This is a genomic window from Mesorhizobium sp. M7A.F.Ca.US.006.04.2.1 (genome assembly GCF_004022915.1).
In the GTDB taxonomy this organism is placed as follows: Bacteria; Pseudomonadota; Alphaproteobacteria; order Rhizobiales; family Rhizobiaceae; genus Mesorhizobium; species Mesorhizobium ciceri.
In genome coordinates this window covers 1-13555 of record NZ_RZQA01000060.1, presented here as the reverse complement: position 1 = coordinate 13555, position 13555 = coordinate 1, and the positions used below count along the sequence as shown (strand labels likewise).

Here is a 13555-nt window from a genome sequence, read left to right as displayed (position 1 = left end):
CGACTGGCGCGATCGATCTATTCGGCGGCCAGCGCCAGTTGCGGCTTTTCGGCTTCCTGGCTCAGTTCCAGATCGTCCGTCCGTCCCTCCGCCCCGCGCTTCTTCGGCTCCCGGCCGAAGAACAGGGCGTAACCGGCCGGCAGGACCAGGATGGTCAGCACCGTGGCAACCAGGATGCCGCCCATCATGGCGTAGGCGAGCGGACCCCAGAAGACGCCGCGCGAGATCGGGATCAGCGCCAGCACCGCCGTCAGCGCCGTCAGCGTGATCGGCCGGAAACGGCGAACGGCCGAACCGATGATGGCCTCGTAGCGGTCCATGCCCGCGGCGATGTCCTGGTCGATCTGGTCGACCAGGATAATCGAGTTGCGCATGATGATGCCGAGCAGCGCGATGACGCCGAGAATGGCGACGAAGCCGAACGGCGCACCGCTGATCAGGAGTGCCGCGGCAGCACCGATAATGCCAAGCGGACCGGTCGCCAGCACCAGCATCGCCTTGCCGAAGTTCTGCAGCTGGATCATCAAAAGCACGACAATGACGGCCAGCATGATCGGTGCCTTGGCGGCGATCGAAGCCTGGCTTTCCGCCGAATCCTCCGCACCGCCCTGGATTTCGATCTTGTAACCGGGCGCCAGACCCGCACGCAGGTCCTTCATGTCGTTGTACATCTTGGTGACGACGTCGTTGGACTGCACGCCGTCGGGCAAGGTGGCGCGCACGCTGATGGTCGGCAGGCGGTCGCGGCGCCATTCGATGCCTTGCTCCAGCACCGGCACCACCTTGGCCACCTGCGACAGCGGCACGAAACCGCCGAAGTCGGTCGGGATATAGACCGAGTCGACCGAGGACAGCAGGCTGCGGCTGGCATTCGGCTCGCGGGCGACGATGGACACCGTCTCCTCGCCGTCGCGGAAGTCGTCGAGCGGCGCGCCGGACATCGTCGCCTGCAGCATCTGGCGGATGCGCTGCGAGGTGACGCCGAGTGCGCGGGCACGATCCTGGTCGATGACCAGCTTCATCGCCGGAACCGGCTCCAGCCAGTCATCATGCACGGCGCCAAGCAGCGGATCTTCACGGAACTTCGCCTTCACCTGGTCGGCGATGCGGCGCACCTCCTGGCGATCCGGCCCCATGACGCGCATCTGCACCGGCCAGCCGGTCGGCGGACCGAGGAACAGACGATCGACCTTGGCACGGATGGACGGGAAGTCTTGCGCCAGGACGGTGCGCAACTTGACGATCAGACGCTCGCGAGCCGGTTCGTCATTGGCCATGACGAGCAACTGGGCAAAGTTGGGGTTGCTCAGTTGCTGGTCGAGCGGCAGGAAGAAGCGCGGCGCGCCCTCGCCGATATAGGTGGCGATGAAACGCTTGTCCTTGTCGTCCATCATCTTGGTCTCGAGCGCCTTGGCCTGCGCCTCGACTTCCTTGATGCTGGTGCCTTCCGGCAGCCAAAGGTCGACGAGGATTTCCGGCCGCGACGATTGCGGGAAGAAGTTCTGCGGAATGAACTGGAAAGCCCACAGGCTGGTGCCGAAGGTGACCAGCGTCATCACCAGGACGATGATGCGATGGCGCACGGCCCAGCTGACGGTGGCACGAAGCCGGCGGTAGAAACGCGTGTCGAAGACATCGTGATGGCTGCCGGCATGCTTGCGCTGCTTGAGGATCATGTTGCCGAGCCATGGCGTGAAATAGACCGCGACGAACCAGGAGACGATCAGCGCGATGCCGACGACATAGAACAGCGTGCGGACATATTCGCCGGCGGTCGAGGCCGCGAAGCCGACCGGAATAAAGCCGGCCGTGGTGATCAGCGTGCCGGTCAGCATCGGGAAGGCGGTCGAGGAATAGGCGAAGCTCGCCGCCTCGACCTTGACCATCCCCTCCTCCAGCTTGCGCTCCATCATCTCAACGACGATCATCGCGTCGTCGACCAGAAGACCGAGCGCGATGATCAGCGCGCCGAGCGAGATGCGCTGCAGGTCGATGCCGAGCTCGTACATGATGGCGAAGGTCGCGGCCAGCACCAGCGGGATGGCGATGGCGATGACCAGGCCGGAACGCCAACCGATCGACAGGAACGAGACGACGAGCACGATCAGCAACGCTTCGCCAAGCGCATGCATGAACTCCGCCACCGCATCGGTGACGACGCCCGGCTGGTCGGAGATCTGGTCGACCGCAACGCCGTAGGGCAGCGCCTCTTCGAAGCGCTTGTAGGTGGCCTCGACATCCTTGCCGACATCGGTAACCTTGAAGCCCTTGGCCATGACGACGCCCAACTGCACGCTGTCGTGGCCGTTGAAGCGGTACTTTCGCTGGAACGGATCCTGCAACCCCGAACTCACCGTGGCGATGTCGCCCAGCCTCGTGACCTGACCGCCGGCGCGCAGGCGCAGGTTCCTGATATCCTCGACCTTGCCGACATCGCCCTCGACGGAAATGCGCACCGAGTTGGTGCCGGTATCGACGGAGCCGGCCGGGTCGACATTGTTCTGTCCCTTGATCGCATTCTGCAGATCGGTCAGCGTCAGGCCGCGTTCGGCCAGGGCCTTGGACGAGACGTCGATATAGAGCTTTTCAGGCTGGTCGCCGATGATAACGGCCTTCTCGACGCCGGGCGTCGTCAAAAGCATGTCGCGCGCCTGGATGGCGAACTTCTTCAGCTCGGGATAGCTGAAGCCGTCGCCGCTGATCGAATGCAGGGTGATGAAGGTGTCGCCAAATTCATCGTTGAAATAGGGGCCGAGCAGACCTTGCGGCAAGTCACCGGCAATGTCACCGACCTTCTTGCGCACCTGGTAGAACGCGTCGGTCACCTCGGCAGTGTTGGTGTCGCCCTTGATCTGCACGGTGATGATGGCGCTGCCGGCGCGGGTAAAGGAGCGCACGAAATCGAGATGCGGCGTTTCCTGCAGCTTGCGTTCGATCTTGTTGACGACCTGGTCTTCCATCTCCTGGATCGAGGAGCCCGGCCAGATCGCCTGGACGACCATGACCCGGAAGGTGAAATCGGGATCTTCCTTCTGGCCCATGCGCATCAGGCCGAGCGCGCCGGAAATGATGATCAGGCCGAACAGGAACCGCGCAATGGCGGGATGGCCGATTGCCCAGCGCGACAGGTTGAAGGGCCGCTTCTCTTCCGTGGAATTGGTCATCGACGCTGGTCCATCTATCTAGCGCAACAAAATCGAGGGTTCGTAGTGGCTTCCGGGCGGCAAGGCTCTCCCAGCGGAGAAGCACTCATCGCGGTGGGACGCGAAATCGATGTGGGGGTTACATCAATCGAGCGTCTCGGTCGGGCGCCTGCCGCCCGGAAACCAGCGACTGCGGGAACGCGCAGCCGGTTGTCTGTCGTCAGCGCACCTGCTTGGCGTCGCCGTCCGCCGCGGATGCCGATTGCAGCGCCGTATCACCGGCGAGCTTCACCTTGAGGTTCTCGGTCATGAATTGCGTGCCGGCGGCGACCACGACATCGCCGGGTTTCAAACCCTCCGCGACACGCACGCCATCGGCGGCGAACTCGGCAACCTTGATCGGACGAGCATGAACGGTGTCGGCGCCACGATCGACGGTCCAGACGATCGATTGGGTGCCTTGCTCGGCCAGTGCGCTCAGGGGGATCGAGACCAGCTGCCGCTCATTGGCCGCCGTGGCTTCGATGCTGGCGGTCATGCCGAGCAGCACACGCGGATCGTTGGGCAGGCTGACGCGGACGGCAAAGGTGCGTGATTGCGGATCGGCGCTGCCGGCGACTTCGCGGACCTTGCCGTCGAGCGCCAGCGCATCGTCCGACCAGAAGCCCGCCTTGACCGCCTTGCCCGGCTTGAATTCGGCGATTTCCATTTCGGGGACGGCGATCAGCACTTCCTTTTCGCCGTCGACAGCGACAGTGACAACCGGCGTACCGGAACCGACCACCTGGCCAACGTCGGCGCTGACCGTGGTGACGATGCCATCCCTGTCGGCCTTGAGATCGGTATAACCGACCTGGTTCTTCGCCTGAGCCAGTGTCGAAAGGGCGGAATCACGGGTGGCGACCGCTTGGTCATAGGTCAAGGTCGCCTGTTCGAGCTGTGATTTCGGGGCAAAATTCTTGGCAAAAAGCTGCTCGGCACGCTTGCGGGCGAGTTCCACGGTCTCGACCTGCCGCTCGGCGGCATCGAGCGCTGCCTGCGCGCTCTTGACCGAAAGGTCGTAGTCAATGGGATCGATGCGGGCGAGCACATCGCCCGAGGCCACATGCTGGCCGATATCGACGAGGCGCTCGGTGATCTTGCCATTGACGCGAAATGCCAGAGCGCTCTCGGTGCGGGCCCTCACCGAGCCGGAATAGGAGAGCGTGCGGGTGTCATTTACCTTCGCGATCTCGACAACCTTGACCGGGCGGATGATATCCTTGACTTCGGCTTTTTCCTGGCTGCAGCCGGCAAGCCCGAGAGTGGCGGTGACAAGCAGCACCGGGCCTACAACCGGCAGCCTGCCGATGATTGAACTGAACGAAGACACGCGCGTACTCCCGAAATGGAGATGAATCGTTGAAACCGGCGCCCGACGGGCGGAGGCTACTTCAAGGCCTTGATTGCATAGTCGACGAGGTCGTCAGGCATTGCCCGGTTGGTCTTGGCAAGGCATTGCGCCACCATCTGCGGGTGACACAGGATGACGGTCGCGGCGCCGAAACAGCGAGACGCGATAACCGGATCCTGTTTTCTGAACTCACCGGCCTCGATCCCGTCACGAATGATTTCCGCGAACAGGTCGTGAATGCTGTCGACATGCTTGTCGATCACACCCCAATCCCGTTCGAGGGCGACGATGACCATCTCGTGGACCTTCTGGTCGTCGAGCATGACCTCCATCGTCATCTTGTATTGCGCATGCACGTAGCGCCGGAGCCGCTCCTCGGCGCTGATCGGCAGACGCGAAATCTCGTAGGCCATCTTGTAGCTGGCGCCGAGCATCCGGCCGCAGACGGCCTGGTGGATTTCGACCTTGGAGGCGAAGAAACGGTAGATGTTGGCCGGCGACATGCCGAGCTCACGCGCAATGTCGGCGACATTGGTCTTGCCGTAGCCATAGTGCCGGAACAGGCGCTCGGCGCAATCGAGAATGCGCGTTACATTTTCCTGTCGGGCGGCTTCGGCGACTATGGTGGCGGCTTCGGACATGATCCTCTATCGATTTACGAGTGACGAATTTTGATTTTCATCACTCGTAAATCGAAAAGAAGGACCTGTCAATGCGAATTCGGTATACACGTACGAATGGTGACAGATGGTGACAGTGAGAAGGTGGAATCGACGATCGCTGTTAGCGGCTGGCCCTGATGAATTCGTCATCCTAGGGCGAAGCAAGGAGCGAAGCGACGCGGCGCAGACCCTAGGATCCATGCCGCGGCGTTGGTCAAAGAGTGCGACGGATCAATAGGTTACACCGGTCAGCGAGCTGTAGCCTGCAGCCGCCATTCTCGACTGTCGGAGCTCGGCCGCAAGGTGACGGCATGGATCCCTTGGGCTGCGGAGCAGCTCCAGGGTTTCCGCGACGTCGCTCGCGACTGCTACACCCTAGGATGACGAAGCCCGGAAGCCCGCGACAAATTGTCGAGGCGAAGCATGGGTGGCGATGCAGCTAAGCCCCCTTGGCCATCTCGCGTAGCCGGAATTTCTGGATCTTGCCGGTCGAGGTTTTCGGGATTTCGGCGAAGATGACCGCCTTCGGCACTTTGAACCGGGCAAGCAGCGCGCGGCAGTGATCGATGATCTCGGCTTCGGTCGCGACCTTGCCGGGTTTCAGCTCGACATAGGCAACAGGCACTTCGCCCCATTTGTCGTCGGGCCTGGCGACGACGCCGCAAGAGGCAACCGACGGGTGCTTGTAGAGCGCGTCCTCGACCTCGATAGAGGAAATGTTCTCGCCACCGGAGATGATGATATCCTTGGAGCGGTCCTTGAGCTGGATGTAGCCATCGGGGTGCATGACGCCGAGATCGCCGGAATGGAACCAGCCGCCGGCGAAGGCTTCGTCGCTCGCCTTGCGGTTTTTCAGGTAGCCCTTCATGACGATGTTGCCGCGGAACATGACCTCGCCGATTGTCTCGCCGTCGGCCGGTGTCGTCCGCATCGTCTCGGGGTCCATGACCGTCAGGCCTTCGAGCGCTGCATAGCGCACGCCCTGCCGCGCCTTCCTGGCGCTGCGCTCGCCCTTTTCGAGATCATCCCAGGCGCCGTGCCATTCGTTGACGACCGCCGGGCCATAGGTCTCGGTCAGGCCGTAGAGATGGGTGACGGCAAAGCCGGCATCCGCCATCCCCGACAGCACGGCTTCCGGCGGGGGTGCTGCAGCCGTGTTGAAAGTGACCGTCTGCGGAAATGCGCGCTTGTCCTCGTCCCTGGCATTGATCAGCACCGACATGACGACCGGCGCGCCGCACAGATGGGTGACGCCCTGATCGGCGATCGCATCGTAGATCGGCTTCGGCCGCACCCAGCGCAGACAGACATGGGTGCCGGCCTGGACGGCGAGCGTCCAGGGAAAGCACCAGCCATTGCAGTGGAACATCGGCAGCGTCCACAAATAGACCGCGTGCTTGGCCATGCCGGCATGGATGGTGTTGGTGTAGGCCATCAGGGCCGCACCGCGATGGTGGTAGACGACGCCCTTCGGATTGCCCGTCGTTCCGGACGTGTAGTTGAGCGAAATCGCATCCCACTCGTCGTCGGGCATCGACCAGGCGAAGTCCGCGTCGCCGCCTGCGACAAATGCCTCATAGTCCAGTGAGCCTACCCGCTCGCCCTTTGGGTACGGCGCGTCGGCGGCGTATTCGGGATCGTCATAGTCGATGACCAGCGGCTTGACCCTGGCCAGTTCCAGGGCCTGCTTGACGACGCCGGAGAATTCGCGGTCGACGATCAGCACCTTGGTCTCGGCATGATCGAGTTGGAAGGCGATGACCGCCGCATCGAGGCGGGTGTTGAGCGAATGCAGCACCGCCTTGGTCATCGGCACGCCGAAATGCGCCTCCAGCATCGGCGGCGTGTTTGACAGCATGACGGTGACGGTGTCGCCCTTGCCGATGCCGCGCTTCTGAAGGGCCGAGGCAAGCTTCAGCGACCGCTGCCAGAAAGTGCGATAGTCGATGCGCTGGCGGCCATCGATGATGGCGATATGGTCGGGATAGGTCTTGGCCGCGCGCTCCAGATAGGTGAGCGGCGTCAGCGGCTGATGGTTGGCCGCGTTCTTGTCGAGATCCTGTTCGTAAGGATTGCCCATCCCATGCTCCCCCGCGATTTTCTTTCAGACGTTCTAATCACAGGCTCGGGCCGCGTCACCACAAACGATGCCACGACGGAGCGCATTCGGCACAATGATGAACCAGATTCGGCGCAAGCGGGAGCATCGCATACCTCTGCCCAGTTTGACTTTTGTCGAGAGCCGTGAATAATGTCAGCTGAGGAGACGGCATGGCGATCCGACCGGCAGAACAACTCATCCACAAGGCCGCCTGGCTCTACTATGCCCATGGCCTGCGGCAGGACCAGGTGGCGAGCCAGCTTAACATTTCCCGTGCCTCGGTCGCCATGTACCTGCGCAAGGCGCGCGAGACCGGCATCGTCAACATCTCGACTTCGACCCAGCTTTTCACCGACGACGTGCTGGCGCGCAAGCTCGAGGATGCGCTGAGCCTCGACGCCGTCTGGATCGCGCCGGAGAATGATCATATTGCCGACCCGTCGACGGAAATCGCCGTGCTGGCGGCGAGCGTCTTTCTCGAACTGGTCAAGAAGGGCGACCGCATCGGCGTCGCCTGGGGCCGCACCGTCTATATGATTGCCGACGTCATGTCCTATGCCGATCTGCAGGATGTCACGGTGGTGCAGCTCTGCGGCAATCTCGGCGCGCCCTATTCCTATCGCCCCGACCAATGCACTATGGAAATCGCGCGGCGGCTCAACGCCAAAGGGCTCAATTTCTACGCGCCGCTGGTGCTGTCTACGGAAGAACTTGCGCGTGCGCTGCGTGCCGAGCCGGTGATCCGGGAACAATTGTCGGGTGTCGGCGAATGCGACCTGGCGTTATACTCGGTCGGCGCGGTCGACGCCGACAGCCATCTGGTCAAATGCGGCGCGCTGACGCCAAGTGAAATGGCGGATCTGCGCAGCCAAGGCGCTGCCGGCGTGATTGCCGGGCAGATCATAGACGCCGAGGGCAAGGTGCTCGACTGCAGTTATAACAGGCGGGTGATCTCCGCCGAGCTTGCATCGCTGCGCGCCATCGCCAGGCGGTTGGTGGTGGTGCAGGAGGACAGCAAGTTCGAACCGCTGCTCGCGGCGATCGCCGGCGGCCTTTGCACGCATCTGGTGGTCGGCGCGCACATGGCGCAGCGGCTCCTGGATCATGCTGCTGCCACGACAGAAAAGGCCTCCTAGGAAATCCCCTCTCCGTCGCCGGCGCATTGTCATCAAAGCGTCGCGGCATTCCTGTTTCACCATCAAAGACAAACAACCGGACGAAGCGAACATGAAGAATTTGTGGAATGACGAAGCAGCCGAAAAACTCGTCGCCGACTACGCGAAAAAGGGTGTCGGCCGCGACCTGGCGCTGCGCGTCTACACGACCCGGCTGCTCGGCGGCGAACCACGGCTGGTCCTGCATGGCGGCGGCAACACTTCTTGCAAGACGACGGCAACCGACCTCGTCGGCGACCAGTGGGACGTGCTGTGCGTCAAGGGCAGCGGCTGGGACATGGGCGTCATCGAGCCGCAGGGCCTGCCGGCGGTCAAGCTCAAGCCGCTGCTCAAGGCGCGCGCGCTGAACAGGCTGGCCGACGAGGACATGGTTGCCCTGCAACGCGTCAACCTCATCGATCCGTCCTCGCCCAACCCGTCGGTCGAGACGTTGCTGCATGCCTTCCTGCCGCACAAATTCGCCGACCACACGCACTCGACCGCCATTCTCGCCATCGTCGACCAGGAGGACTCCAAGCCGCTGGTGAAGACGGTTTTCGGCAGCAAGATGGGTTACGTGCCTTACATCATGCCCGGCTTCGACCTCGCCAAGGCGGCTGCCGACATCTTCGACGCCGATCCTGACGTCGAGGGCCTGATCCTCGACAAGCATGGCATCTTCACCTTCGGCGACGATGCGAAGCAGGCCTACGACCGGATGATCCATTATGTGAACGTCGCCGAGGACTATATTGCCGCAAGCGGCAAGCCGAAGGCGGCAAAGGCAGCCTTGCCGGCAAAGCTCGCGACGCCGGCGTCGATCGCGCCGATGCTGCGCGGCGCGGTGGCGGTAGCGCGCGGCGAAGGCCGCTTCGACCGAATGGTCAGCGATTTCCGCACTTCGCCGGCAATTGTCGATTTCATCAATTCAGCCGAGATCGCCGATTATGCCGGGCGCGGCGTCTCGACGCCCGATCTGTCGATCCGCATCAAAACCGGGCCGATGGCGCTGCCGGCGCCCGACGCGGACAAGGCCGGCGACTACAAGGCGGTGATCAAGAGCCATGTCGACGCGTTCGCCAAGGATTATCGCGCCTATTTCGAAACCAATGATGCGCTCGACGACGTCAAGCGCACCATGCTTGACCAGATGCCGCGGCTGACGCTGGTGCCCGGCCTCGGCATGTTCGGCCACGGCCGCACCCTGAAGGACGCGAAGATCGCGTCGGATGTCGGTGAGATGTGGATCGAGGCAGTGCGTGGCGCCGAGGCCGTCGGCCGGTTCCATCCGCTTTCCAAGGCCGACCTGTTCCCGCTCGAATACTGGTCGCTGGAACAGGCCAAGCTCGCCTCCAACAAGCCGAAGCCGCTGACCGGCCAGGTGGTGCTGATCACCGGCGGTGCCGGCGCGATCGGTGCAGCGACGGCAAAGCTGTTCGCCGACAATGGCGCCCATGCCGTCGTCGTCGATCTCGACGCCGAAAAAGCCGCCGATGCAGCGAAGAAAGCCGGCAACAATTCGATCGGCGTCGCCGCAGACATCACCGACCCGGCACAGGTGCGTGCCGCCTTCGACAAAGCGGTCGCCGTGTTCGGCGGTGTCGACATCCTGGTTTCCAATGCCGGCGCCGCCTGGGAAGGCCGCATCGGCGAGCTCGACGATGCACTTTTGCGCAAGAGTTTCGAGCTCAATTTCTTCGCCCACCAATCGGTGGCGCAGAATGCCGTGCGCATCATGCTCGAGCAGGGCACCGGCGGCGTGCTTCTGTTCAACACCTCCAAGCAGGCCGTCAACCCCGGCCCGAAGTTCGGCGCCTATGGCGTGCCGAAGGCGGCGACGCTGTTCCTGTCCAGGCAGTACGCGCTCGACTATGGCGCGCATGGCATCCGCTCGAACGCCGTCAACGCCGACCGCATCCGCTCGGGCCTTTTGACCGACGCCATGATTGCCAGCCGCTCAGGCGCGCGCGGCGTGTCGGAGAAGGACTACATGTCCGGCAATCTGCTCGGCCAGGAAGTGACGGCGCAGGACGTGGCGCAGGCCTTCCTGCATCACGCGCTGGCCGACCGCACCACCGCCGACGTGACGACCGTCGACGGCGGCAATATCGCGGCAGCGATGCGGTAGGGAAAACCGGCCGAGACTGACGCAAAACAGGCGAAGGTATTCGGGATCTGCAGCTACAGCTGTTCTCGGATGCCTTCCCACGCCATTCTGCCCAACCGTGATTCGGCCTCGTCATTGCCGCCATGTGCATGCAATGTCGAGCGTGGTGTGTTCTCGCCAGGCAAGAGAATGCGATGCCCCGCATCCGGCGATGACACGAGATGTGTGATCTTGCCTGCTTCGCTGCGCCGCCGAACAATTTCTGTCGCGAACCATAGGGAGGGCCACAGCGCATCGTCACCGCCTGCGACCAGCAGGATCTCGGCCGATGCGGTCTCAACGGGGATGGTCGCCGCAGCCGCTTCCTGCCTGAAGGTTTTCAAGCAATGTTCGAAGAGTCCCCTGTAGGATACCAAGCCATCCACGTATTCTGGTGTCCAGTTTGGATCCGTCGGCACAAACGGCAGGGGGATTCCGTCGAGCGACCATGAGGATCGTTCAGGCCAGCTGACGCCATCCGGGCCAGCACCAATATTTCCCCAAATCACCGATGACGGGCTGATGGCGACCACAGCGTCGATGCGCGGGTCATGGACCGCCGCAAGCAGTGAGGCCTCGGCACCCTTGGATGTGCCGACATAGACGATGCGGTGGCATCCTGTTTCAAGGAGACAATCGGTTGCCGCGAAGAAGGTTTCGAGGGGAATTTCGCATATTCCGGGAGGCTGGCCCTCACCGCTAAACCATTGCAGGGCCAAAGCCGACGAGCCCTCGTTTGCAAAGAGCCGTGCGCGCCCGACATCGACGCGGCCACTCGACCCACCCAGCACCACGACACCCGTGGTGGCCTGCGGGCATCGAAACAAGGTTCCGGCGACGGCGCCGGACAGGTTTTCCTCGATTGCCGCTTGGACTTCCATATACGCACCGAACCTTGGGCCGGAGCCTGGCGCCGGCTGCAGATATTCGGCAAAAAGGCCGCCTGCAGCAAGCGGCTGCAGGCGGCCTTCGATAGCGAAAGTTACTTGGCGTTCGGGTTCGGCATCCAGGCCGGCATCGCGACATCGGCGTGGGCGAACTGCGGCAGCTTGGCCGACAGGTCCTCCATGTTCTTGATGTCCTTGTCGATGAGGTCCTTCTGGGTGATCAGTGTCGGCGGCACGACGACGTTGTGGCCGGGGTCTTCACCGGCCAGCAGCTGTGCCAGCGCACGCACCGAGACCTGGCCGACGACGGCCGGGTTGGTCGCGGCGGTCGCGGCCCAGGCGCTGTCGGGCTCGCGCATCGCAGCGATGTCCGAGGTCGAAATGTCGGCCGAATAGATCTTGATGCCCTTGTTCAAGCCCGCTTCGTCGACAGCGATCTTCACGCCCTTGGCGAATTCATCATAGGGAGCGAACATCACCTTGATGTCGGGATGCGCCGTCAGCACCGAACGCGCCTGGTTGGCGACGGAGTTGGCGATCGGATTGTCGAGCGTGCCGAACATCGCGACTTCCTTGATGCCGGCATATTTCTTCTTGACGTCAACCCAGGTCTCGTTGCGGCGGTCGAGCGGCGCGATGCCGGCGACATAGACATAGCCGGCATTCCAGCTCTCGCCATTGTCCTTGACCGCCTGCTCGAGCGCGAGGCGGGCCAAGTCGCGATCGGACTGTTCGATCTGCGGGATCTTGGGGTTTTCGACATTGACGTCGAAGGCCACAACCTTGATGCCGGCGTCGACCGCACGCTGCGCGGCATCCTTCATCGATTCCGTCAGGCCGTGCTGGATGATGATGCCCTGCACGCCGAGCGCGATGGCCTGGTCGACCATGTCGGACTGAAGAGCGGCATCCTGGCGGCTGTCGAGGACGCGCAGGTCGATGCCGAGCGCCTTCGACTGCGCCTCGACGCCCGAGAGATAGGCCTGGAAGAAGTCACCGGTCGAGAGATAGCGCACTAGCGCGATCTTGACGCCGGGCTTGTCGAAGGGCGCCGGCTTGTCCGCGGCAAAAGCCGGAAACTGCATCAGCATGGTTGCGCCGGCCAATCCGAGCGCCACCTTCCCCAGAAGTCTTCTTGTAATGCTCACTTTGTTTTCCTCCACTCTTGTTGAACTCGAAAATCCTGTTCCGGTCGAAAGCTATCTCCTGCCCCTGCCCGAAAGCGCAAAGGTGAAGACAAGGGCGACGACCAGAACCACGCCCTTGATGAAATCCTGCGTGTAGTAAGGCGCGTTCATCATCGTCAGGCCTTGCAGCAAGATGCCGACGAACAGCGCGCCGATGGCGGTGCCGAACGCATTCGGCTTGGCGGCACCCAGCACCGCGTAGCCGATCAGCGCCGCGGCAACCGCATCGAGCAGCAGATTATTACCCGAGGCGATGTCGCCGCGTCCAAGCCGGGCAGCGAGCAAAATGCCGCCGATCGAGGCAAAAACACCTGAAATGACGTAAGCCCAGATCTTGTATGCCTTGACAGGCGCACCGGCGAGTTCGGCGGCGCGCTCATTGCTGCCGACGGCATACATCATGCGGCCGAAACGGGTGTATTCGAGGAAGAACCAGATCAGCACGGCGAGCACGAGCAGCACCACCACCGACACTGGAATGAGGTTCGGGATGAAGAAGTCGAAGCGGTGGCGGCCGAGCGCCAGGAAGGCGTCGGAGAATTTGCCGTTGGCGACCGAACCGTCCGGCATGGTCATGCCGGTGGCGATCGAGCGGCCTTCGGTTGGAATGCGCTGCAGGCCGACGAGCAGGAACATCATGCCGAGCGTCGCCAGCAGATCGGGCACACGCATGTAGACGATCAGCCAGCCATTGATCAGGCCGACGATGGCGCCGATGAGCAGGCAGACGACGACCGCGACAAGGGCGTTCTGCTCCAGCACCACCATGACATAGGCGGCCGCCATCATGGCTGAGGTGGCGACCGAGCCGATCGACAGATCAAAACCTCCGACGACCAGCGTGGCGGTGACGCCGAGCGCCAGCACGCCGGTGATGGCGAC

At 62.9% G+C, this 13555-nt stretch carries 9 protein-coding genes; 2 read left to right on the top strand and 7 right to left on the bottom strand.

Going from position 1 to position 13555, the window contains the following annotated elements; genetic code table 11:
• Positions 1-17 precede the first annotated feature (17 nt).
• From EN925_RS05550 to EN925_RS05535, 4 genes are all read right to left on the bottom strand, one after another.
• Complete coding sequence (locus tag EN925_RS05550) at positions 18-3164, bottom strand: efflux RND transporter permease subunit (RefSeq protein ID WP_013532913.1); 3147 nt, start codon at positions 3162-3164, stop codon at positions 18-20.
• A 199-nt stretch (positions 3165-3363) separates the two neighbouring features.
• Positions 3364-4515 (bottom strand): efflux RND transporter periplasmic adaptor subunit, encoded by a 1152-nt coding sequence (locus EN925_RS05545; protein WP_127384737.1) that lies wholly within the window; start codon positions 4513-4515, stop codon positions 3364-3366.
• A gap of 56 nt (positions 4516-4571) precedes the next feature.
• Positions 4572-5177, bottom strand: a complete 606-nt coding sequence (locus tag EN925_RS05540) for a TetR family transcriptional regulator (protein ID WP_013532915.1) — start codon at positions 5175-5177, stop codon at positions 4572-4574.
• Positions 5178-5637: 460 nt separating this feature from the next.
• The gene (locus EN925_RS05535; RefSeq protein ID WP_127368160.1) at positions 5638-7278 is read right to left on the bottom strand and encodes an acyl-CoA synthetase; all 1641 of its coding nucleotides are present in this window, start codon (positions 7276-7278) and stop codon (positions 5638-5640) included.
• A gap of 191 nt (positions 7279-7469) precedes the next feature.
• Here EN925_RS05535 and EN925_RS05530 point away from each other — a divergent pair, with 191 nt between their 5' ends.
• Entirely contained in the window at positions 7470-8435 is a 966-nt protein-coding gene (locus EN925_RS05530; protein WP_013532917.1) for a sugar-binding transcriptional regulator, read from the top strand.
• Between the two features lie 91 nt (positions 8436-8526).
• The gene (locus EN925_RS05525) at positions 8527-10581 is read left to right on the top strand and encodes a bifunctional aldolase/short-chain dehydrogenase (RefSeq protein WP_128336395.1); all 2055 of its coding nucleotides are present in this window, start codon (positions 8527-8529) and stop codon (positions 10579-10581) included.
• Between the two features lie 53 nt (positions 10582-10634).
• Here the strand turns inward: EN925_RS05525 and EN925_RS05520 are convergent, their stop codons facing one another.
• The 3 genes from EN925_RS05520 to EN925_RS05510 all read right to left on the bottom strand — a co-directional run.
• Positions 10635-11480, bottom strand: a complete 846-nt coding sequence (locus EN925_RS05520; protein ID WP_127368159.1) for an acyl-CoA thioester hydrolase/BAAT C-terminal domain-containing protein — start codon at positions 11478-11480, stop codon at positions 10635-10637.
• Positions 11481-11581: 101 nt separating this feature from the next.
• Positions 11582-12634: a substrate-binding domain-containing protein gene (locus tag EN925_RS05515; protein WP_013532920.1), complete on the bottom strand. Its 1053-nt coding sequence runs from the start codon at positions 12632-12634 to the stop codon at positions 11582-11584.
• Between the two features lie 51 nt (positions 12635-12685).
• Positions 12686-13555 (bottom strand): ABC transporter permease (locus EN925_RS05510; protein WP_164894141.1); only part of this gene is annotated, 870 nt, incomplete at its 5' end.

Excerpts from the sequence above, each read along its gene's own strand:
- EN925_RS05550 (WP_013532913.1), bottom strand. The coding sequence starts at position 3,164 with ATGACCAATTCCACGGAAGAGAAGCGGCCCTTCAACCTGTCGCGCTGG.
- EN925_RS05540 (WP_013532915.1), bottom strand. The coding sequence starts at position 5,177 with ATGTCCGAAGCCGCCACCATAGTCGCCGAAGCCGCCCGACAGGAAAAT.
- EN925_RS05535 (WP_127368160.1), bottom strand. The coding sequence starts at position 7,278 with ATGGGCAATCCTTACGAACAGGATCTCGACAAGAACGCGGCCAACCAT.
- EN925_RS05530 (WP_013532917.1), top strand. The coding sequence starts at position 7,470 with ATGGCGATCCGACCGGCAGAACAACTCATCCACAAGGCCGCCTGGCTC.
- EN925_RS05525 (WP_128336395.1), top strand. The coding sequence starts at position 8,527 with ATGAAGAATTTGTGGAATGACGAAGCAGCCGAAAAACTCGTCGCCGAC.
- EN925_RS05520 (WP_127368159.1), bottom strand. The coding sequence starts at position 11,480 with ATGGAAGTCCAAGCGGCAATCGAGGAAAACCTGTCCGGCGCCGTCGCC.